Origin of the sequence: Allocatenococcus thiocycli, assembly GCF_921292965.1 — a bacterium.
GTDB classification, from domain to species: Bacteria; Pseudomonadota; Gammaproteobacteria; order Enterobacterales; family Vibrionaceae; genus Vibrio; species Vibrio natriegens.
Window position 1 is genome coordinate 33723 of record NZ_CAKLCK010000006.1, and the last position, 21646, is coordinate 55368.

General features: G+C 44.1%; 19 protein-coding genes. 7 read left to right on the forward strand and 12 right to left on the reverse strand.

Going from position 1 to position 21646, the window contains the following annotated elements:
• Positions 1 to 2: 2 nt before the first annotated feature.
• Positions 3 to 278, reverse strand: a complete 276-nt coding sequence (locus L9Q40_RS03780; protein WP_020333428.1) for a GNAT family N-acetyltransferase — start codon at positions 276 to 278, stop codon at positions 3 to 5.
• A gap of 129 nt (positions 279 to 407) precedes the next feature.
• On the opposite strand from L9Q40_RS03780, the gene L9Q40_RS03785 reads away from it, so the two are divergent.
• Positions 408 to 1142 carry a flagellar brake protein gene (locus L9Q40_RS03785; protein ID WP_243978782.1) on the forward strand — a complete coding sequence of 245 codons (735 nt, stop codon included), beginning with the start codon at positions 408 to 410 and terminating at the stop codon, positions 1140 to 1142.
• Positions 1143 to 1257: 115 nt separating this feature from the next.
• Here L9Q40_RS03785 and L9Q40_RS03790 read toward each other — a convergent pair whose 3' ends face one another.
• On the reverse strand, positions 1258 to 3618 hold the full coding sequence (locus L9Q40_RS03790; protein WP_498792111.1) for a Lon protease family protein: 2361 nt from the start codon (positions 3616 to 3618) through the stop codon (positions 1258 to 1260).
• Positions 3619 to 3813: 195 nt separating this feature from the next.
• Between L9Q40_RS03790 and L9Q40_RS03795 the strand changes: the two genes are divergently transcribed.
• Complete coding sequence (locus tag L9Q40_RS03795) at positions 3814 to 4311, forward strand: hypothetical protein (protein WP_498792113.1); 498 nt, start codon at positions 3814 to 3816, stop codon at positions 4309 to 4311.
• A gap of 230 nt (positions 4312 to 4541) precedes the next feature.
• Here L9Q40_RS03795 and L9Q40_RS03800 read toward each other — a convergent pair whose 3' ends face one another.
• Both L9Q40_RS03800 and L9Q40_RS03805 read right to left on the reverse strand, forming a co-directional pair.
• Entirely contained in the window at positions 4542 to 6575 is a 2034-nt protein-coding gene (locus tag L9Q40_RS03800) for a prolyl oligopeptidase family serine peptidase (RefSeq protein WP_498792115.1), read from the reverse strand.
• A gap of 166 nt (positions 6576 to 6741) precedes the next feature.
• On the reverse strand, positions 6742 to 7641 hold the full coding sequence (locus L9Q40_RS03805) for a LysR family transcriptional regulator (protein ID WP_014234937.1): 900 nt from the start codon (positions 7639 to 7641) through the stop codon (positions 6742 to 6744).
• 163 nt (positions 7642 to 7804) lie between these two features.
• On the opposite strand from L9Q40_RS03805, the gene L9Q40_RS03810 reads away from it, so the two are divergent.
• A complete protein-coding gene (locus L9Q40_RS03810) occupies positions 7805 to 9496 on the forward strand; it encodes an L-lactate permease (protein ID WP_498792117.1) in 1692 nt (563 codons plus the stop codon).
• A 299-nt stretch (positions 9497 to 9795) separates the two neighbouring features.
• A complete protein-coding gene (lldD, locus tag L9Q40_RS03815) occupies positions 9796 to 10938 on the forward strand; it encodes an FMN-dependent L-lactate dehydrogenase LldD (protein WP_498792119.1) in 1143 nt (380 codons plus the stop codon).
• A gap of 114 nt (positions 10939 to 11052) precedes the next feature.
• Here lldD and L9Q40_RS03820 read toward each other — a convergent pair whose 3' ends face one another.
• Entirely contained in the window at positions 11053 to 11400 is a 348-nt protein-coding gene (locus L9Q40_RS03820; protein ID WP_014234940.1) for a helix-turn-helix domain-containing protein, read from the reverse strand.
• 226 nt (positions 11401 to 11626) lie between these two features.
• Between L9Q40_RS03820 and L9Q40_RS03825 the strand changes: the two genes are divergently transcribed.
• Positions 11627 to 12730: a mechanosensitive ion channel family protein gene (locus L9Q40_RS03825; protein ID WP_020333436.1), complete on the forward strand. Its 1104-nt coding sequence runs from the start codon at positions 11627 to 11629 to the stop codon at positions 12728 to 12730.
• Positions 12731 to 12790: 60 nt separating this feature from the next.
• Here the strand turns inward: L9Q40_RS03825 and L9Q40_RS03830 are convergent, their stop codons facing one another.
• Positions 12791 to 13510 (reverse strand): carbonic anhydrase, encoded by a 720-nt coding sequence (locus tag L9Q40_RS03830; RefSeq protein WP_498792121.1) that lies wholly within the window; start codon positions 13508 to 13510, stop codon positions 12791 to 12793.
• A gap of 345 nt (positions 13511 to 13855) precedes the next feature.
• On the opposite strand from L9Q40_RS03830, the gene L9Q40_RS03835 reads away from it, so the two are divergent.
• On the forward strand, positions 13856 to 14293 hold the full coding sequence (locus tag L9Q40_RS03835) for a DUF3859 domain-containing protein (protein ID WP_024372648.1): 438 nt from the start codon (positions 13856 to 13858) through the stop codon (positions 14291 to 14293).
• Between the two features lie 77 nt (positions 14294 to 14370).
• Here the strand turns inward: L9Q40_RS03835 and L9Q40_RS03840 are convergent, their stop codons facing one another.
• The gene (locus tag L9Q40_RS03840) at positions 14371 to 14583 is read right to left on the reverse strand and encodes a cold-shock protein (RefSeq protein ID WP_425315146.1); all 213 of its coding nucleotides are present in this window, start codon (positions 14581 to 14583) and stop codon (positions 14371 to 14373) included.
• A 561-nt stretch (positions 14584 to 15144) separates the two neighbouring features.
• Between L9Q40_RS03840 and L9Q40_RS03845 the strand changes: the two genes are divergently transcribed.
• On the forward strand, positions 15145 to 15345 hold the full coding sequence (locus L9Q40_RS03845; protein ID WP_498792123.1) for a hypothetical protein: 201 nt from the start codon (positions 15145 to 15147) through the stop codon (positions 15343 to 15345).
• A gap of 201 nt (positions 15346 to 15546) precedes the next feature.
• On the opposite strand, the gene L9Q40_RS03850 is transcribed toward L9Q40_RS03845, so the two are convergent.
• The 5 genes from L9Q40_RS03850 to L9Q40_RS03870 all read right to left on the reverse strand — a co-directional run.
• Positions 15547 to 16191 carry an alginate lyase family protein gene (locus tag L9Q40_RS03850; protein ID WP_498792125.1) on the reverse strand — a complete coding sequence of 215 codons (645 nt, stop codon included), beginning with the start codon at positions 16189 to 16191 and terminating at the stop codon, positions 15547 to 15549.
• Between the two features lie 24 nt (positions 16192 to 16215).
• Positions 16216 to 16632, reverse strand: a complete 417-nt coding sequence (locus L9Q40_RS03855; RefSeq protein ID WP_498792127.1) for a hypothetical protein — start codon at positions 16630 to 16632, stop codon at positions 16216 to 16218.
• A 335-nt stretch (positions 16633 to 16967) separates the two neighbouring features.
• Entirely contained in the window at positions 16968 to 17999 is a 1032-nt protein-coding gene (gene tdh / locus L9Q40_RS03860; RefSeq protein ID WP_014234946.1) for an L-threonine 3-dehydrogenase, read from the reverse strand.
• 168 nt (positions 18000 to 18167) lie between these two features.
• Positions 18168 to 19361 (reverse strand): glycine C-acetyltransferase, encoded by a 1194-nt coding sequence (locus L9Q40_RS03865; protein WP_498792130.1) that lies wholly within the window; start codon positions 19359 to 19361, stop codon positions 18168 to 18170.
• Between the two features lie 212 nt (positions 19362 to 19573).
• A partial coding sequence (locus tag L9Q40_RS03870) for a putative bifunctional diguanylate cyclase/phosphodiesterase (RefSeq protein WP_498792132.1) occupies positions 19574 to 21646 on the reverse strand: 2073 nt, incomplete at its 5' end.

Consider the following 21646-nt stretch of genomic DNA (forward strand, 5'->3'; position numbering starts at 1 on the left):
TCCTACGCCAAAAGATGTGCCCACTGTTTATTTTTATCAATATAGTGCCCGACATAAGGACAAACCGGGACGATTTTGTAGCCCAATGATTCAATTTCTGGCAGTACGGCTTCCATCATCACCTTTCCGCAACCCTTACCTCTTAGCTCTTCAGGAACCACGGTCGAGGTAATATGCATTGCGCCATCTTGCAGTTGATACACAACTTTAGCGCTAAAGCCTTGCTCAAGTTCAACCCAAAAGATGCCACTTTCACTGTCGTGCGTCACTTTTTGCATAACTTACTTCCTTATTTTCGGTTAACTTATTGAATCGAACTATATCACTGAATAAAATCAATACCACGCTAGGAAGCCCAGTCATTTCATATCAGTCCCTTTTCAGGTTCGACCATAATAATGAGAAATATGATAATTAGTGCCGGAGATGGCAAACGACCTTCTCAAAGTAAGAGGGAACCAGAACGTCAGGCGACAATACTCAACAGCACCGATGCAATGGCAATGGTGGAACACGGAAGCGAAGTTTCTTTAAACGTGACGACGCCCGTAGGAACTAAGTTTATAACCACCAGCACCTTTATTGGCTGTCACTCCAACCATACCGCGTTGGTAGAGCTACCAAATATTTCGGAAGAAGATCTCAAGTTCTACTTTCAAGAAGGATTCTGGATCAACATCAAAGCGTACTCTCAGCGCGGTGAAGGTGCGATTATTCCTTTTAGAGCGCAAATCCAGCATCGCTTGGGTGAACCTTATCCATTATTGGTTCTCAACCTGCCAAATACGATGCAAGTGTATCAGCTTAGGAAAGAAGTTCGTTACGAAGTCAATTTGAAAGCTCATGTACGCTTCGAAACACATCGCAACGAATGTGAGATAAGAGACATTTCTCGAAGTGGCTGTCGTTTCGTGACCTCTCCAATGAGTCGTCCGCTACAGGTTGGTGACTTCATTTCGTTAGATGTAACTATGCCGGAGGATAGCCGCATGCTAGCCCCACTCAACGGCCGCATTTGTAACCTGCAAAAATCGACTCATTACTCCCGTTACGGCGTGGAATTTGATGACGTAGGCAAATCCAATGCAAAGCGCTTACTGAGCAATCTCAAATTTGACGGAACCAAACTGAAATTAAAGTAGTTCAGCATTTGTCTCATCGTTTTTCTTGCAACACAAGAATAGAAAAAGGCACTGAATGTGCCTTTTTGTTTTTTGATTCAGTCAGATACTGAATCTCTTTTCCGCGAGATTTGGTCTACTTTCTCAATGCATTAAGCTTAGCTTGAGCGATACCAAAAATCGTATCGATCGGATAAGAGCCTTCTTCTGTTGGTTCTCCGGCCACTTTTCCGGTAAACAGTTCAATCGCTTCGGTGACATGGTCTATCGCCCAAATATGAAACTCGCCTTTTTCTACCGCTGTGACGATATCGGATCGCAACATCAGGTTATGAGCATTCGACGCTGGAATAATTACCCCTTGACCGCTATGACGACCTTTGATGACACACACGTCATAAAAGCCTTCAATCTTTTCGTTTACACCGCCAATGGGTTGCGCTTCACCAAACTGATTCATCGAACCTGTGATGGCGATATCCTGACGGTTTGGCTGTTTTGAAAACGCAGAAGCAACCGCACACAGCTCGGCCATACTGGCACTGTCTCCATCGACCCCGCCGTAAGACTGCTCAAAGGTGATAGTAGTCGTAAGTGGAACACGTGCATTTTTACCGAACACAGACGACAAATACGCCGATAAGATCATGACCCCTTTGGAGTGAATGCTACCACCGAGATCAACACTGCGTTCAATATCAATCACCTCACCGTCACCATAGCAAGTGGTCGCGGTAATGCGGTTTGGTGCACCAAACATATAGTCACTGGTACTCAACACCGACAATGCATTGACTTGCCCGACTGCGGAACCTTCAGTGCGTATCAGCGTAGTACCATTGACATAAGACTCCATCACACTGTCACGCAAGCGGCTCACTCGCATTTCTTGATTCTTCAGCGCTTCCTGTACATGCCCGGTTCGAATCATGTTGGAGTTGGCCTGACGAGCAACGTAGTTTGATTCTCGGAGCAAGTTAGCAATGTTGGCTGAATGCAGCGACAGCTTGGACTGGTCTCCAGACAAACGTGAGCTGTATTCGATAATACGGGCAATGGCTTTCTTGTCGCAGTGCAGCATATTGTTATCGTGGACGACACTAGAAATAAAGCGTGCATAGTGCAGCTCAGACTCAGGCGTTCGGCTCATTTCATCTTCGAAATCGGCCGTAACACGAAATAGCTCGCTAAATTCTGGATCGTAGTGCTGTAACAACTGATAAGTTCGGTAATCACCAAACAGGATTATTTTGATATCTAACGGAATCGGCTCTGGATCGAGTGAAACCGCACCGGTTAACGTTACTTCTTTCTCTAGTGAGGTAAAGCTTAACTGACGCGATCGAATCGCACGCTTTAGGCCATCCCATACATAAGGCTGCTCCAGCACTTTCTGTGCATCCATCAAAAGGACGCCGCCATTGGCTTTGTGCAAACTACCTGCCCGGATGAGCGAGAAATCGGTAAACACGGTGCCTTTAAACGTTGCCGTTTCAATTGAACCAAATAGCGAGTGATAATTAGGGTTCTCTTCGACAACAATTGGGAAATCACTGTTAAAACGACTGACCAGTACATTCACTTTGTAGCGGCGAGGTAACTTCTTATCTAAAGACGCGGTCGCTATTTCGCCTTGCTCACCACTTTGGTCAAGAAAGATATCGGCGTTCTCGACAATGTCTTTCTGAAGTTCAGTAAGATAGGTTTTGATCTCTGGATATTCAGAGTAATCAACCTTAAGCGTCTTAATGAAGTGAGTAATGACATCCAGTGTCACTTCATCATTAAGCTTTTTGATCTTATCACTAAAGGTTTCTTCCCACTCGGTGAGTTCACGTACCATAGAGCGCAACGCCACTTCCAACTCATCAATGGCATCACTGAATTGTTCTTGCTCTTTTTTGCTCAGTGCATCAAACGACTCTTCGGTATGCAGCTCATCACCATTCATCGCAACGAACTGGTAGTCACCTTGTGTTGTGATCGTCAGGCTAATGCCTTTATCTTTCGCTTCTTTGCTAATACGATCCAACTCATTTTGTTGCTTGTTAGCAAGTTGGTTTTTTAAACGATCAGCGCGGCTAAAGTACATTTCGTTATCAAATGCCAATGGTAATGCATTGAGCAACTTGCCCATTAAGGCTTCAATATCAACTCGTAACTTATTACCGATACCACAAGGCAATTTCAATACTTTAGGTGTGCGAGTGTCTTCAAAATTCGCGACATAACACCAATCAAATAACGCTTCTACATCGTGTTGATGACGATTTAAGTAACGCAAAATCATGGTACGTTTACCCAGACCATTCTGACCGATTGCGTAAATATTGTACCCTTTCTCCTTGATTGACATCGCAAACTCAACTGCCTTTTGAGCGCGCTCCTGCCCCACGATTTCATCAATAGGAGGTAATTCCTTGGTAGACTTACATGGCATATTCTCTAGATCAGCTACAGAATACAACTGCTTAGGTTCTAGCCTTAGTATTGCCATATCCGCTTCCTTTTTCTTATTGTGTTCAATTGAGTGTAGAGATTATTTGTTTAATTTTAAGTGATTTACATTACATCGCGGTCTAACCGAACACTTTATGAACAACTAAACCACAAAAAATGACAACAACACACACTTGCAATTGATAATCATTTTCATTTAATATCATATTCAATCTAATTTGGGGAGTTGGACATGGATATCGAGCAATGCTGGATGCGCTACATGAAAGCTGGGCAATTAATACGACAGGGTCACTGGCCTGAAGCGCATCGTTTATATGAAGATGTACTTAATCATTTACCCAATCACATCCACTCAGCGTTAGAAAACGAACAAACCAAACCCTGCCAATTTATTTGTCTTATTAGCGGACTACGTGATGCTAGCGTGGCACAGTCGGAGATTCTCAATAGACTCGGTTCGCAACGTGCAGCTTTTTCAGCACTCAACCAAACGTATGCATTATTTCAGTTCTTACAATTGGAAAGCCATGATCTGATTGAGCGCTTAAGTCACCTGCTCGCGCAGCAAAGTGAAGACTTACTTGCACACATGGCAGCATTTTGTACCGCGCAACGTAACGCGGAATGGATGATTGAATTACAACACGTGACTCATGCACACGAACAATTTTTGCATTTGCAGGCAATGATATCTGGCGAATCAGCTAATATGCGTCTCTATAATTAAGCCTCAACCTCTGGTTCCGAAGCGATGCATAAACTGGCCAGAAAACTTTTGAATTACTGAAAATGGGCATAGCTGCCTTTCGGTTTGGCCGCCGAGACTGGTTGGTTCAACGAGTCAGACTTAGTCAATCTGATTCAATATACTGTTAACAGTATGACTTGAGTTCCCCCAACCATGAAAAATGCCGCGATTTTGTCGCGGCATTTTTTATTCTTCTAACTCATCGGTCGTTATACTGACTCGATGCCCATATTGTATAGGGTGAACGCATAGATATCGGTAGTCAGATCGATTTGTTTACTGAGCGGCATGCCCGCACCGTGCCCTGCATTCACATCGATTCGAATCAATACTGGATTTTCGCCCTGATGTTTATCTTGCAGTTCGGCAATGAATTTGTAGGAGTGAGCAGGCACCACACGATCATCGTGATCTGCAGTGGTCACCAGCGTTGCAGGGTATTGCACGCCCTCTTTCACATTATGTACAGGCGAGTAACCAAGCAGATACTGGAACATCTCTTCACTTTGCGCAGACGTACCAAAGTCGTACTTCCAGCCTTCTCCAGAAGTGAATGTATGGTATCGAAGCATATCAAGCACTCCCACAGCAGGCAGTGCCACTTTGAACAGCTCTGGACGTTGAGTCATACACGCACCGACCAACAACCCGCCATTCGAACCACCACGAATCGCCAAGCGTTCTGAACTTGTGTAGTCGTTCTCGATCAAATATTCAGCTGCAGCGATAAAGTCGTCAAACACGTTCTGCTTTTGCAACTGGGTTCCGGCATTGTGCCATGCCTTTCCATATTCACCACCGCCTCGCATATTCGCTACGGCATAAATGCCCCCTAACTCGAGCCAGTTGGCTACATTACCAGAGAACATTGGCGTCAGGCTGATATTAAAACCACCATAACCGTAAAGCATGGTCGGCGCAGTACCGTCGAACTTGGTGCCTTTTTTATAGGAGATGATCATCGGTACTTGTGTACCGTCTTTTGAGGTGTAGAAAACCTGCTTCGACTCATAGTCATTGCGATCAAATGGCGCTTTAGATTCTTGATAAAGCTGTGATTCACCAGTTTCCACATCAAAAGAGAAAATCGTCGGCGGAGTGACGTAATTGGTGAAAGTGTAGTAAAGCGTAGTTTCTTCTTTCTTCCCTGCTAAACCATATGCCGTGCCTTCGCTCGGTAATTCAACATCACGAATCCATTCACCTTGGTAGTTGTACTGCTGTACTTTCGACAGAACATCAACCATGTAAGTAGCAAACAGATAGCCACCGCCTTTACCCACTTCTAACGGCTGCTCTTGCTCTGCAATAACCTCTACCCATTGTGAGGTTTGCGTGTTGTAACTGACGACTTTGCCATTTGGCGCATCGAGGTTGGTGTAAAACAGCAGAGTTGCATCTTGATTATCAATAAGGTGCGTATCGCCTTGTGTAGTTTCGCGTAACGTCACAATCTCTTGTGCTGCTGAGTTCAGGTCGATATAAAACAAGCGGTTGCCAGAAGTTGATTCCGCACCAGAGATAATTAAGTAGCGATCATCCGTTGTCGTCGTAGCGAATACATAGCGATGTGTCTGAGAGTCCAATGCGCCAAACACGACTTTATCTTCAGCTTGTGAAGTCCCTAGCTCATGATAGTAAAGTTTATGCTGCTCAGTACGCGCTGACAGTTCACTGCCTTCTGGCTTATCGTAGCTGGAATAGTAGAAACCTTTGCTGCCCAACCAGGAAATGGAGGTAAATTTCGCGTCGACAATTTCAGGCTCCAACTGTGTTTTAGTTTCCGCATCAATCACAAAGATCTTTCGCCAGTCACTGCCACCTTCAGAGATAGAATACGCGACTAAACGGTTGTCTTTTGAAAAGCTCACTTCACCAAGAGAAGTGGTCCCCTCTTCAGAAAAAGTATTAGGATCTAAAAATACTTCTGCCTCACCCTCTCCTTTACGACGGTAAAGTACGCTTTGGTTTTGCAAACCATCATTTTTATAAAAATAGGTGTACTCACCGCGCACAAATGGCTGTGAGTATTTCTCATAGTTTTGGCTGCTAGCGACCAGATCGCGAATTTTCTGGCGATAAGGGATCTGACCCAGTAAATCAAAAGTCACTGCGTTTTGGCTTGAGACCCAGTTTGCCGTTTCTTCACTGCGATCATCTTCTAACCAGCGATAAGGATCGGCGATATCGTGTCCGAAATAGCTGTCCACGACAGAATCTTTGCGAGTTTTTGGATAATGCATAACGTCCGTGTTACTCCACTTTAATTTTGTTTTAGTTTTAATTGAGACTAATTCTCAACACATACCTTAGGGCGCTAACGTTTGATTTCAACTAAAAGATTGAAACATTTATTAAATTGATACTTAACACGCAATTTGCCTTGAAGACGACATGAACTCCAAGCCACTAAAAATAGTGTGAAATCGTTAAGTAACGATCACGGATGTGCTCAATTAATAATTTTACTTTATTGGGTGGCTGGCGAGTAAATGGATACACCGCATAAATGCCCAGTTTTTTGCCAACCAATTCAGGAAAAATATCCACCAGCTGGCCATTACGAATATCGTGATACACCAAGCACCTTGGTACGTAGGCGATACCATGGCCACCCAGCGCCGCTTTGCGAAGCGCGGTGGCGTTATCAGTAGAAAAACTGCCCGACACTTTAACAATGTAGTTGCCTTCATCACTCTTAAACTCCCAATCGGAAGCACCTGTGGTTTGATAGGCATATTGAAAACAGTTATGACGCGTCAAATCAATCGGTTCTACTGGTTTGCCATTTTTGGCTATATAAGAAGGAGAAGCACACACCACCCATTGAGAGTCGAGAATATGGCGTGCAATTAGGCTGGAGTCTTCAAGGTATCCGGTACGAATCACCAGATCGTAACCATCAGCCACGAGATCAACGAAGCGATTATCGAGCGACATATCGACCGTTAACCCGGGATGAAGGTTGCAAAATTCGGCAACTGCATCAGCTAGAATCAAGTCCCCAGAAATAGACGGCACGGACATCTTAATATGTCCGCTTACATTCTCTCCAAAGCCTGCAACTGCATCCATAGCCTCCTGAGTGGCTTGCTTCACATTTTTAGCACTATGTAATAACACCTTCCCCGCTTCCGTCAGGGTCAATTTGCGTGTTGTTCGATATAATAGCTGCGCGCCGATTTCTTCTTCCAATCTGGCAATTCTTTTACTAACTACCGAATTTGTAAGGTTATTTGCCTCAGCAACCTTACTAAAACTACCCAGTTCCATTACCTGAGAAAATAGGATTAAGTCGTCTGCTCTCATTTGATTATGTCACTTTTGGAATTAATTATTTTCATTATTTCCCTATATCTAAAAAAAATAAAGGAGTAGATTCACGCCAAATTAACAAAACCATTACAACAAAAAGTCGCCTCTACAACGGAAACATACCGTTCAAAAAAGTCTGCGAACGAAGGATGTACAAATGAGTGAAACCCTACTTGCCCTCGTGGCATTTTCGCCAATTGTTGTGGCCGCCATTTTATTGGTTGGTCTCAACTGGCCCGCAAAAAAAGCTATGCCTGTTGCGTTCGGTCTTACCGTCGCCATCGCCCTAATGTTTTGGGATATGTCAGCTACTCGCGTACTGGCCTCCGTATTCCAAGGTCTAGGAATTACCGTATCTGTTCTCTGGATCGTGTTTGGCGCCATCTTCTTGCTCAACACTTTAAAACACACTGGAGCGATCACAACTATCCGTAACGGCTTTACCGATATCTCTGCCGACCGCCGTGTTCAAACGATCATCATTGCATGGTGTTTTGGCTCGTTCATCGAAGGGGCATCTGGCTTCGGTACGCCAGCGGCGATTGCTGCGCCTTTACTCGTTGCGATTGGCTTCCCTGCAATGGCAGCCGTGCTAATGGGCATGATGATTCAGTCTACACCAGTATCATTTGGCGCTGTAGGCACACCGATCATCGTCGGTGTCAATAAAGGACTGGATTCACATAATATTACCGAGACATTGGTAACCCAAGGCTCATCATGGGAAGCATACCTACAGGACATTACTGCTCACGTAGCGGTTATCCACGCGGTTGTTGGTACTATGATTCCAGTGTTAATGGCTGTGATGTTAACACGATTCTTCGGTAAAAACAGAAGCTGGACAGAAGGGCTCGATATCCTGCCATTCGCTCTGTTTGCTGGTATCGCATTCACGGTTCCTTACGCATTAACTGGCGTATTCTTAGGTGCTGAGTTCCCATCTCTGATTGGTGGCCTTGTTGGTCTCGCAATCGTGGTAACTGCAGCGAAAAAAGGCTTCCTGGTACCAAAAACAAAATGGGATTTTGAAAGCGAAGACAAGTGGCCTACAGAGTGGTTAGGCTCGCTGAAAATCAACATTCAAGAAAAATCGGCTAAGCCAATGAGCCTAGTAATGGCTTGGGTTCCTTACGTATTGTTGGCTGTGATTCTTGTTGCTAGCCGTGTAAGCGCTGAGTTCAAGGGCTTCCTGCAAAGCATCAGCTTATCTTTCAGCAATATTCTTGGTGAAGCGGGCGTTAGTGCTGCAATCCAACCGCTATACCTGCCTGGTGGCATCCTGGTGTTTGTTGCGCTACTTGCGGCACTACTGCAAAGCGGCAGCGCGAAACCACTTCGTGAAGCATTCGGCGAATCAAGCAAAACACTGATTGGTGCTGGCTTCGTACTGGTATTCACCATTCCAATGGTACGTATCTTCATTAACTCAGGTATCAACGGTGCCGACCTTGCGAGTATGCCGGTAACGACCGCAAACTTCGCCTCAGACCTTGTAGGCTCTGCCTTCCCTGCATTGAGCGCAACGGTTGGTGCACTGGGCGCGTTCATCGCGGGTTCGAACACGGTATCAAACATGATGTTCAGCCAATTCCAGTTTGAAGTCGCTCAAACGCTGTCTATCTCAAGTGTAATTGTCGTTTCACTTCAAGCGGTAGGCGCAGCAGCGGGTAACATGATTGCGATTCACAACGTCGTAGCAGCATCAGCAACAGTAGGCCTGCTGGGACGTGAAGGTGCGACGCTACGTAAAACCGTTATCCCAACGTTCTACTACCTAGTTATGACGGGCATTATTGGTTTGGTACTGATTTACGGATTCAATATGACAGATCTCTTGATGAAGTAAACAAAAGCGCAGGGTGTCGCCGCCCTGCACGGTTTTGACACAGCTATTAGCAACACTACCTGCATAGGTTATTTAACCTGCAAATCTCCCCCGGTAGCTGTGTCACCTTCAATAACTTTACATAACTGATTGAATAATTGGACTGATTGTTCAATCAATTATGTAAATTGGTTACTAGAATTACTCTATCTGATAGTTGTACTTCTTTGTTAAACCGTATTCTGATGTCGTCAGCTACTCCGTAGCGATGAGAAACAACGCTCCACAACTTTGCTTAGAATAAACGCTAGGACACAATTATGATTATATCTGCTTCTACCGATTACCGCGCAGCCGCTAAAGCCAAGCTACCTCCATTTTTATTCCACTATATTGATGGCGGCTCTTACGATGAACGTACTCTGAAGCGCAATACTGACGATTTAGGTGATGTCGCACTTCGTCAACGCGTCCTACGTGATATGGCTGATTTAAGCCTGGAAACCGAGATCTTTGGTGAGAAACTCGCCATGCCTATCGCACTTGCTCCTGTTGGTTTGACGGGCATGTACGCACGCCGTGGCGAAGTGCAGGCAGCAAAAGCAGCAGAGAAAAAAGGCATTCCTTTCACAATGTCTACGGTTTCCGTTTGTCCGATTGAAGAAGTCGCTCCTGCCATTGAACGCCCAATGTGGTTTCAGCTATACGTGCTAAAAGACCGCGGCTTTATGAAAAACGTTCTTGAGCGCGCAAAAGCGGCTGGCGTGACGACGCTTGTGTTTACGGTAGATATGCCAGTACCTGGTGCACGCTACCGCGACATGCACTCAGGTATGAGTGGTCCTAATGCTGCAATGCGCCGCGTATTTCAGGCGATGCGTCACCCGAGCTGGGCACTGGATGTAGGCATGCTGGGGAAACCTCATGACCTGGGTAACATTTCCACTTACCGTGGTGAACCAACGAAGTTAGAAGATTACATTGGTTGGCTAGGCGCAAACTTTGACCCTTCAATTTCTTGGAAAGATCTAGAGTGGATTCGTGACTTTTGGGACGGCCCAATGGTAATCAAAGGCATTCTGGATGAAGAAGACGCAAAAGACGCGGTACGCTTTGGTGCCGATGGTATCGTCGTATCTAACCACGGTGGTCGTCAGCTGGACGGTGTGCTTTCTACCGCTAAAGCGCTGCCAAGTATCGCAGACGCGGTTAAAGGTGACCTGAAGATTTTTGCTGACTCTGGTATTCGAACTGGATTGGATGTGGTTCGCATGCTTGCTCTTGGCGCGGACTGTACGCTTCTGGGTCGTTCTTTTGTCTACGCACTGGCTGCACAAGGTGGTACTGGTGTAGAGAACCTGCTTGACCTTTACGACAAAGAAATGCGTGTAGCGATGACGTTAACCGGTGCTAAAACGATTGCCGACCTTTCACAAGAGTCATTAGTGAAAATCCCGAGCTAATACGATACATCAATAAAAAACGAGCCATCAAAGGCTCGTTTTTTATAGCTAATTAGCTAAGGGCTGGAGAGCGTAGTCGTCGTTCAAATAGTGATTGAGACCGGGCTACGAAAACTAGCTCACTTGATGCACGTATTCGATCACCACCTGGTTGCCTTCGATAAATACGTTGCTAATATCGCCATCCACCGTTACTCGGCTTTGCAGTTGTACAGAACCTATAGCAGACATTTCTCGCTCATTTAGAGTCGGAATCACTTGACTAGGGCGCACATGTAGCTGCTCGCATAGCTGTTTTACAAAACCCAATGTCAGGGGTGAACTACCACGTAATAAGCCAGAAAACTCATGCAAGCTCACGCCGAGGCGCTTCGCCATATCCATTTGAGTGATGTGCATTTTGGCCTTTTGTGACATCCAAGTGTTATAGAGCGCAATTCTATCCTGCTCTTTAAATTCCATATCTGCCTCCGCTAATTTTAAGTGGCAATACCCTCTCACACTTGCCACCGCTTAATGTTAGCGATAAGTCAAAGAACTTATAATTAAACGTTCAAGCCCTGTAAGGTAATGTTACTTATTCTACTGACAATAACGCCGGTGCTATACAATATTTGTTAAATTTCTGGGGTGAGCGTTTAATATCTGCTACCTTTCTCACCAAGACTCATTCGAAATAAAGTTACTTATGTCACAGTGGTTTATCGATCTTCAAAACTATATTCTTACCAACGGTGAAGAATGGAACAGCAGTGTTCTATTTATCACTCTCGCCAGTTTTATTGCATGGATCGCTTGGCGATTAATTCGCTCACGTTTAGCCATCCTGGTAGAGAAAACACCATTCCATTGGGATGACATGTTGCTTGAGGCTCTCAAAGCGCCGGTGAGTACACTCATCTGGTGTTGGCCCGCCACCGTATCTCTCGGCATTATTTTAGAAAGCGAGCTAAACGATAAGATAGATTGGCTGAGCACACTCAAGCTCATTTTGATCATAAGCATCTTGGTCTGGACCTTGATGCGGCTAATCACCAATGTAGAAGAATACGTACTCGAACACCAAAAACGCGACGAAACGACGGTGCAGGCTATCGCGAAAGTGGCTCGCTTGTTCTTCGCCACATTGGGCGTTCTGACGATCATGCAGGCGTTTGGCCTATCTCTGTCAGGTCTGCTCACCTTTGGTGGTGTGGGTGGTTTAATTGTGGGTTTAGCCGCGAAAGATTTGTTGTCTAACTTCTTTGGTGGTTTGATGATCTATTTCGACCGTCCCTTCAAAGTTGGCGACTGGGTTCGCTCGCCAGACAGAGAGATCGAGGGCACAGTTGAACGCATCGGGTGGCGCATGACGATTATTCGCACGTTTGATAAACGCCCGCTTTACGTTCCCAACTCGGTTTTTAGTAGCATTGTGGTGGAAAACCCGTCGCGAATGCTTAACCGACGCATTTATGAAAAAATTGGTCTTCGCTATGATGACGCAGAAAAAGTGCCAGAGCTCATCAATGCAATCAAGGAAATGCTTAAGGCTCACAAAGACATCGACGCTCGTCAAACGCTCATCGTGAACTTCGATTCTTTCGGGCCATCATCGTTGAACTTCTTTATCTATACCTTCACAAAGACGGTCAACTGGGTGCGCTACCATGAGGTAAAGCAGGATGTCTTACTGCAAGTGATCACTATCATTAAAGAGCACAACGCAGACATTGCCTTTCCAACTCAAACGCTTAAGTTGGATCCGATTCAAATGGCCAATCAGACAGAACAAGACGAAAACGGCTTTTAATATTAAATAAAGCAAAGCCCACTCAATTGAGTGGGCTTTTTCATTATGGTTTAGCAGCCGTTATTGCTTGGTTAAAATCAGGCGCGCATTCAATGGCTGAATTGGACGATTATTTTCCCCCATGGCTTGTTCAAATGTCGCGATTTGTTCTGCTGAAATCGTCTGAGGATCTTTAAGCACTAGCCAACGCACCCCTTCCGAGCATGGAGGCGTCGTCAAAGAGCCATTAAATCGATAGTAATCCTTCTCACTCGGGATCAGAGCGCTGGCATCAAATGGCGCACTGATCGTCACGTTACTGTCTTTTGCTGGGACTTTATCTAAAAGCTTAGTCAACGCTGGGTTTGAATCCCCTTCTTCGAAGAATACCGCGACTACCGCAAGATTACCTTGCTCATCTGCGTGAACATAATGCGCCTCTAACGGATAAGATTTACCATCTACATGGTTTTCTGATGGCGTATGGAAGTGGAATTGCTTGAGGTTAAATGACTGACCGTCAACAAGGAGGTTGTTGTCCCCTTCTAAACTCGTTTGTAGCGTATGGCCATTGTTTGTCAGTGAAATAGCTTTACCATTGTAATCTAATTCCAGCTTGGCCAATTCCGCCTGAACCGTAGACTGAATATCAATTGGGCTCTGGTTTTTACCCTGAGCACATTCAGAAGCAAATTCCCCCCAATGTTCAGGGCCATGATTTCCTTCATATCCCCAATTTGCAGCATGCGCTGTACCAACTAATGCTAGAGATAAACCTAGCGCTGTATGTGACTTATTCATAGTTTTACCTTATTCCATCAAGCGAAGTATTTTTAACCTCGCTATACTAATCTCAGAAGATCCTGTCGGAATAGTCCGAAAACTATGATTGCAAATAAACTTTGGGAGCAAGACCTCTTGTTATGTAATTGATAGTTCTCCCACCAGCTTCTGTTTCACAGAAAGTCACAAAAAGACAAGCATCGATGTCTTCTCATCCATCACATCAGGCTTAGAATGACGTCGAGTAATTCAGACACAACCTCACCATATTGTGGTCTGTTTTTGTGGGGATACAGGCCCTTGCTTGAAGCCCTGCAGGTATTTGGTAGAATCGCGGCATTATTCATGAGCGAGAACCAATGAGTGGCAAAACGTACTCCAGTTATAGAAATGACATCCTACGGTATTTATTCCCTCTGGGATGCAAAAGCCAAAGAGTTGCCTCAAATTAAAGCGTTCACCCAAACGGTTACTGCCGATGAAGGGGTTGAATTTGGCTTTACCGTCAATATTAAGAAAGCGAAAGGACAGCTTTTACAGTTTTGCATCCATCATCCGGGCATTATCAATAAAAAGGGTAAAGTACTCGCGCCTTTTGATGGAGAAGTGTATGTACGAAGTAATGATTGGCACTTCTATCTTGGCGATACCATTCAGCTACTGTGTCCGATTAACGGATTAGAAAGCAACTTAGGTGAATGGCGAATGACGCTAGAAATGCAAGGTAAGACAATCGCTGAAAAAACATTCAACGTTGTTGCTCGTGACGAAGGACAGTTCTGGAAAAGCCGAGGGTTTTAACCTGACTTATGCTTAAAAAACACTAAAAGCAGACTCATAGCGACACTTAATGAGCCTGCTTACTCTTCAATACTCAGTTATAGAGGCTTAACATTAGTCGCACACGGACCTTTTTGCCCTTGCCCAACTTCGTATTCTACTTTCTGGCCATCCGCCAGCGACTTATAACCACTCATTTTAATTTCCGAATGGTGGACGAACAAATCTTTACTGCCATCATCTGGTGTAATAAAGCCAAATCCTTTATCTCCATTGAACCACTTAACTATTCCTGTACTCATATTCTCAATCTTCATCTTTGGTGAACTATGGATGACTAACCTTGTTATCACCATTACAAGAGCCATTTTGTTTTAAAGTTTTATATTGAATTAAAAGTAAGCCAATTAATAAAAACAAATAAAACTATAAGTAACCATTAGCTCAATATAGGCAATAGACAAGAAATTACAGAAAATATTTAGGCTAACCTGTGTAAAAATCCAACAGAAATCCACCTTCAACCTAACTCTGCCAACTTTATCTAACCACCTATTTAACATTGAATTATGGGGTGCACATCACACCAAAAAACAAAAACGCAAAGTAATCTAATGTATATAACCAAGTTTCATACTCAGATAAGTATGAATAAATTTCTTGTCAGTTCGTCAGAAGGCTAATTTATATGCAACTTTATGGGATGTGCCCTTCTTGTAAGAAGAGTACGGTTTTTAATCGAATACGCCGAACATTCATAGAAAAAGTATTCCGTAAAAAATACTTCAAATATGAGTGTATCAATTGTTCAGCAGAAGTTTTTTCTCATCAAACTGAAAGAGATATAGTTCTCCATCGAAGTGGGAGCTTAAATGAACAATAACATCAGATCTTTGGATCAAGCCGATGGTTTACGTCGTCTTGTGAAACCTCCGACTGGCTTAGATAAATTAAAGGCTCTACAGGTCGAATTACGCAGCGCCATCATCGCAGGGAAATACAAAGAGGTGGAAAGGCTATTGGCGTTGTTAGATAAATCTCAAAAAGAGCTAGAAGAAACGCATTGGAGGTAACATCTGAGCAAAAAATGGCAACCAAATAGCCGGTCGTTGGAATGTAAACGGTTGATTAAAAACATTTCAGTGGTTCCGAACGAGTAACTTGCTGCAAAGCAACATCTAAGCGGCGAAGACGTACAGGTTAATGCTCGGTGCACAAACAACAAGGCCCGCCACAATAGCGAGCCTGACATTCGTATAAGTATAGCTGAAAAATTATCGGCCAGAATGAAGTGAATAGTTCAGCCAAGTACTCAATCTCAGAGTATGTGGTTCTTTATCTGGGATGACAGTTTTAATGTAATCAGCGGCTTCTTTTTCCATGGCAATCATATGTGCCATAGCATAAACCGTCCCTATTGGATCATAAGGCTTACTGGCGTCACCGCGCTTCAAATCAGGCTTCCAGCCTGTGTTAACAAATTCAATGTGCGTTTTCTCTGCGGGCTGTTTGAAGTAAGGTACCCAGAACTGATATGCATCCTCAATACTACCGTGGCCTTGAGCTTTATATTTGTATAGTTCTAGCGCAGCTTCTTCACCTTTATACAGATAAACCGTCCGCAAAACTCGTGCGTAATACTGCTGATTGTAGGCGTGATAAGTTATAGCATCACGATTCATGAAATCATTGGTTTTTCCATCTGGCTCGATATTCACCGCAACAAAAGCTTTTAAAGCCTCAACAGAGAACTGATACAAACTCTCGTCAGAAAGTAGCATTGCCAAATCAAATAGGATTGCTAATCGAACATTCTCCCAATTATTTTTGATCAATGTGCCAGTAAGCTTGTAATTTTTAAAGTATTCCGCTTGGCGCTTAAGCCATCCATTAACCGTTTGTTGTGCATCCCAAGACATCTCTGAACGGATGATTGAATACGCTTAATAGACAGGCAGTAGAATCGATTCATTTGGGGTATGTGGACTAGGACTTATCGCGTTAGCAATACTGACAATAAGTTCGCTGGCTTTTTCTCGGTAGACTATCTTTTGCTTATCGTCTTCACTAAGATGCCAGGCCAACGTCAGAGTATAGATACCATCCACTACTTTTTTGAGATCTTTTCGCTCATAAGCAACATGAGGAAAATGCTGCGGCTTAAGTTCTAACGCGTGATTAGCCGGTGTCAGAATCCAATCCTGAAAAGAACTTTGGGCTTTTGTTTTGATGTCAGCTTGAAGGCTCTTCGTCGCTTCTTGATGAACAATTAGGTTAGGGTAATCAGCTGCAACGGCATAAGTGCTGGTGATGGCAATGGCCAGCGTTGCAAGTTGAGTCGTAAGGGTACGAGTTGCCATGAAAGCTCCTTGTTATTATTTCCTCAGATGAGAACCATCCGGAAAATAAATAATAAAAAGGCGTTTCAATTAATTCCAGTTCATATGCAAGTTGTGCGATGAACTTTGGAGTTTTAAGGGGAAATCAAATTTGGCTGCCATCTATAGCCACCTGTTGGGTATCACATGCCTTATCCTCTGCCATACTTGCAATTGCGCCCAGCAATACAAAATAAAAATGCCCCAAGGAATAATTGGGGCATTTTACAGGACTAAAGTGGAGATTTTATACTCTAAGCGCTTATTTAAACAGTATGACAACCTTCATCATAACTAACGCCCTCCCCGAATTTTCATTATTCCCAATCTAGGATAACTTTACCAGACTGACCACTACGCATAACGTCGAAGCCTTCTTGGAAGTCATCAATCTTGTAGTGGTGTGTGATGATTGGCGACAGATCCAGACCTGATTGGATCAGGCTTGCCATCTTGTACCAAGTTTCGAACATCTCACGTCCGTAGATACCTTTGATAACCAGACCTTTGAAGATCACTTGGTTCCAGTCGATACCCATGTCTGATGGTGGAATACCTAGCAGAGCAATACGACCACCGTGGTTCATGGTTGTTAGCATTGAGTTGAACGCTGCAGGGTTGCCAGACATTTCAAGGCCAACATCGAAGCCCTCTGTCATGTTCAACTCAGCCATTACATCTTCTAGCTTCTCTTCTGCTACGTTTACTGCGCGAGTTACACCCATCTTACGAGCAAGTTCCAGACGGTACTCGTTGACGTCTGTGATGACTACGTGACGTGCACCAACGTGTTTTGCAACTGCAGCTGCCATGATGCCGATTGGACCAGCACCCGTGATCAGCACATCTTCACCAACTAGGTCGAAAGAAAGTGCGGTGTGTACCGCGTTACCAAACGGGTCGAAGATCGATGCTAGATCATCAGAAATCTCATCTGGAATCTTAAATGCATTGAACGCTGGGATAACCAGATATTCTGCAAATGCACCTTCACGGTTTACACCTACACCGATGGTATTACGGCAAAGGTGTGTACGACCACCACGACAGTTACGGCAGTGACCACAAGTAATGTGACCTTCGCCAGATACGCGATCACCAATTTCAAAGCCACGAACTTCCTGACCAATCGCTACAACTTCACCCACGTACTCGTGACCCACAACCATAGGTACTGGAATGGTTTTTTGTGACCACTCGTCCCAGTTGTAGATGTGTACGTCTGTACCACAGATAGCCGTTTTCTTAATTTTGATCAGAATGTCGTTATGGCCAACCTCAGGTTTTTCCACCTCAGTCATCCAGATGCCTTCTTCAGGCTTTAGCTTTGATAATGCTTTAATTTTCATAGTATTCACCAAATATTGCTCCGCTCAGTGCGCAACAAAAAATTCTCTATAACTTTCATTATCACTCAACAGCGTGGGTAAAAAGGCTTAACCCAACGAGCCTTCTCCGAGGGAGATTTGGGCAAGCCTTTGTCATAAACCCACGTGAAACAAGAGAGATACAGAAACTTAAATAATGCCCATGTCTTTACCAACCTGGATGAACGCATCAATCGCACGATCCAACTGCTCACGAGAGTGCGCCGCTGACATTTGAGTACGGATACGCGCCTGACCTTTTGGTACAACAGGGAATGAGAAGCCGATTACGTAGATGCCTTTTTCTAGTGCACGCTCAGCGAACTCAGCCGCAACTTTCGCGTCACCAAGCATGATTGGGATGATTGCGTGATCAGCACCACCCATCGTGAAGCCAGCCGCTTCCATACGTGCACGGAAATGCGCTGCGTTTTCCCACAGGCGGTCACGTAGGTCGCCACTTTCTTCTAGCAGGTCTAGAACTCGGATAGAGGCATTTACGATTGCTGGTGCAACCGAGTTTGAGAATAGGTACGGACGAGAACGCTGACGTAGCCAGTCGATCACTTCTGCTTTACCTGATGTATAGCCGCCTGAAGCGCCGCCCATTGCTTTACCAAGCGTACCAGTGATGATGTCGATACGGTCAACCACGTTGTGGTGCTCGTGCGTGCCTGCACCGGTTTTGCCCATAAAGCCAACCGCGTGAGAGTCATCAACCATAGTTAACGCGCCGTATTTTTCCGCTAGGTCACAGATAGCTGGTAGGTTCGCAACCACGCCGTCCATCGAGAACACGCCGTCCGTTACGATAAGAATGTGGCGAGCACCCGCCTCTTTTGCTGCAATCAGTTGTTGCTCTAGCTCTTCCATGTTGTTGTTTGAGTAACGGAAGCGCATTGCTTTACACAGGCGAACACCATCAATGATAGACGCATGGTTTAGTGCGTCAGAGATAACTGCATCTTCTTTACCAAGAATGGTTTCAAACAGACCTGCGTTTGCGTCAAAGCAAGAGGTGTAAAGAATTGTGTCTTCTTTACCCAGGAACTTAGACAGTTTCTGCTCTAGCTCTTTGTGGATGTCTTGAGTACCACAAATAAAGCGTACTGATGCCATACCAAAACCATGCTCATCCATACCCACTTTACCTGCTTCAATCAGTGCAGGGTGGTTAGCAAGGCCTAAGTAGTTATTTGCACAGAAGTTCAGTACTTCTTCACCGGTTGAGATTTTCACAGCAGCTTGCTGTTGAGACGTAATAATACGTTCTGCTTTGTAAAGACCTTCAGCCTTCACTTCTTCAATTTGCTGTTGAATCTGTTGGTAAAATGCAGAAGACATTCGCAATTCCTTCTTGATTACGTTGGCGAGTTTTCACTCGTTTTGAATTTGGTTTAGCCTTTGTGTGACGGGCGTCACCGGCGATCACTTATCAATTAATTGTAGTGTAATTCAAAGCAGGAAGAGGGATTATCCCTTGAGGTGGAAAAGCATTGATGAATTTGAAGCACAAATGCCATCAATGCTTAGCTATAACATTGTATTGAAAGGATTTACAACCAGCTTGGTTGCTTAAGTAAGGCTTCGAACTCCTCTGCGGGTACTGGGCGGCTATAGTAGAAACCTTGTCCAAACTCACAGTTTAGGTTGTTGAGATAATCGACATGTCGGCGCTCTTCGATTCCTTCAGCAACAATTTTGAGATTGAGTGCTTTTGCCATCGCGATAATTACATTGACCAGTTCTTGATCCGACTCATTTTCAAACACGTTTTGCATGAAAGCTCGATCGATTTTCAGACGATCAAATGGGAATTTCTGCAAGTAACTCAGTGCCGAATAGCCCGTACCAAAATCATCAATAGTCAGTTTGGTTCCCAATGAACGCAAGTTGTTCAGCATGTCCAATAACTCTTGGTCATGGTTGAACAGTAAACTTTCGGTCACTTCGACATCAAACTTATCGGCTGGGAGCCCCGATTCACTTAAGTTTTGAGTTATCAAATCAAGTAATTTTTCACAATAACGGAACTGAACACTAGAGAAGTTGACCGACATAAATAAAGGTGTAATTGATTGCCACTGCGCTGCTCGCAGACAAGCTTGCTGGATGGCAAACTCACCCACTTGGTGAATCAATCCATTTTTCTCAGCGATGGAGATAAACTCTTCAGGATTAACAAATCCGTATTTTTCATCTTTCCAGCGCATTAATGCTTCTGCACCAACAATCTCGCCTGTTTTCAGCTCAACAATAGGCTGGTAATACAATTCCAACAATTGATTAGAAATTGCGTGACGCAATCGGCTTTCCAAATCGAGATAGCGTTGCAGATCCTGGTTCATATTCTGATCATAAAAACAGAAAGCATCTCGGCCATCTTGCTTAACGCGATACATTGCCATATCAGCACTTGCCAACAACTGCTCCGCAGTGTCTCCATCATCAGGGAACACTGACATTCCAATACTACTGGTGAGGAAAAACTCATGGTTGTTCCACATCAACGGCGCATCAAAAGCAGTGAGTACACTAGATGCGACACGTTTAGCCGTGTCACCATCAGGCAAGTCAGGCACCACTAATAAAAATTCGTCACCGCCTATTCTGGCTAGTAAGTCGGTTTTTCTCGCGACACCGTGTAAACGTTGCGCACTAAGCTTAAGGATTTCATCACCAACAAAGTGGCCCATGGAATCATTGATCTGTTTAAAATGATCCAAATCGATAAACATAACCAACACTTTAGAGCCACTACGAGCAGCGCGGATCAATTCCAACGCCAATCGCTCTGAACCGTAACTACGATTTGGCAAGTTGGTTAAGGTGTCATATTTCGCTTGGAATTCGAGCTCTTTTTCTGATGCGATACGACGTTCTATTTCATTAGTAAGCTTTTGGTTTTGTTTAGAAAGAATATCCTTACGCTTTTTCTCTTCTTCAAGCTTTATTTTTAATTCAATTCTATTATTATTCGCGATGAAAGCGTAACAAAGACCGCTAACAATCATTACAGCAAGAATACTCAAGCCAATAATAAATAATCGTGAGGTAAGAACATCACTTTCACTTAAAGGCTCAAACCAGGCTCTCAATTTAAAGTGATAGCGTTCAACTGGCACTTCAAAATATATTTTACTTGTCAGTTCTTTAGGTTCTAGGGAACTCTCGTGTTGATTATCTATAGAATTCTTTGTTATTGAATCCCACACAACGATCTCAACGTTTTTAACATTGAGAACCATTCGGCTATAGCTATCTTCGTGTTCTTGATTGGTCAATTGCTCAATCACAACACTTGTGTTGATGTCTGCAACAATAAAAGCGACTTGTTTTCCTGAAAACTGTACTTTTTTGACCACTTGAATGAGTGTACCGTTACCCTCGTCAGATGCGTAGACCTCCTCTGTATGACCATGATCGATCATCAATTTATGAACATCAACCGGCTGTAAATTCTGGGGATCTGTGGAGATAATAATCGTTCCCTCACCGCCCACCAGCGTTAACTTGTTATAAATATGGGTGTTATTTATTTTTTTACTGGAGATTTTACTGTCAAAACGATGTTTCAGATTGATCAGGCTTGCACCTAACCCATACTCCATGGACATACCTGAAGCCAA

What these genes read in the sequence shown, in the direction of transcription:
- L9Q40_RS03780 (WP_020333428.1), bottom strand. Translation starts at nt 278, where the DNA reads ATGCAAAAAGTGACGCACGACAGTGAAAGTGGCATCTTTTGGGTTGAA.
- L9Q40_RS03785 (WP_243978782.1), top strand. Translation starts at nt 408, where the DNA reads ATGATAATTAGTGCCGGAGATGGCAAACGACCTTCTCAAAGTAAGAGG.
- L9Q40_RS03790 (WP_498792111.1), bottom strand. Translation starts at nt 3,618, where the DNA reads ATGGCAATACTAAGGCTAGAACCTAAGCAGTTGTATTCTGTAGCTGAT.
- L9Q40_RS03795 (WP_498792113.1), top strand. Translation starts at nt 3,814, where the DNA reads ATGGATATCGAGCAATGCTGGATGCGCTACATGAAAGCTGGGCAATTA.
- L9Q40_RS03800 (WP_498792115.1), bottom strand. Translation starts at nt 6,575, where the DNA reads ATGCATTATCCAAAAACTCGCAAAGATTCTGTCGTGGACAGCTATTTC.
- L9Q40_RS03805 (WP_014234937.1), bottom strand. Translation starts at nt 7,641, where the DNA reads ATGAGAGCAGACGACTTAATCCTATTTTCTCAGGTAATGGAACTGGGT.
- L9Q40_RS03810 (WP_498792117.1), top strand. Translation starts at nt 7,805, where the DNA reads ATGAGTGAAACCCTACTTGCCCTCGTGGCATTTTCGCCAATTGTTGTG.
- lldD (WP_498792119.1), top strand. Translation starts at nt 9,796, where the DNA reads ATGATTATATCTGCTTCTACCGATTACCGCGCAGCCGCTAAAGCCAAG.
- L9Q40_RS03820 (WP_014234940.1), bottom strand. Translation starts at nt 11,400, where the DNA reads ATGGAATTTAAAGAGCAGGATAGAATTGCGCTCTATAACACTTGGATG.
- L9Q40_RS03825 (WP_020333436.1), top strand. Translation starts at nt 11,627, where the DNA reads ATGTCACAGTGGTTTATCGATCTTCAAAACTATATTCTTACCAACGGT.
- L9Q40_RS03830 (WP_498792121.1), bottom strand. Translation starts at nt 13,510, where the DNA reads ATGAATAAGTCACATACAGCGCTAGGTTTATCTCTAGCATTAGTTGGT.
- L9Q40_RS03845 (WP_498792123.1), top strand. Translation starts at nt 15,145, where the DNA reads ATGAACAATAACATCAGATCTTTGGATCAAGCCGATGGTTTACGTCGT.
- L9Q40_RS03850 (WP_498792125.1), bottom strand. Translation starts at nt 16,191, where the DNA reads ATGTCTTGGGATGCACAACAAACGGTTAATGGATGGCTTAAGCGCCAA.
- L9Q40_RS03855 (WP_498792127.1), bottom strand. Translation starts at nt 16,632, where the DNA reads ATGGCAACTCGTACCCTTACGACTCAACTTGCAACGCTGGCCATTGCC.
- tdh (WP_014234946.1), bottom strand. Translation starts at nt 17,999, where the DNA reads ATGAAAATTAAAGCATTATCAAAGCTAAAGCCTGAAGAAGGCATCTGG.
- L9Q40_RS03865 (WP_498792130.1), bottom strand. Translation starts at nt 19,361, where the DNA reads ATGTCTTCTGCATTTTACCAACAGATTCAACAGCAAATTGAAGAAGTG.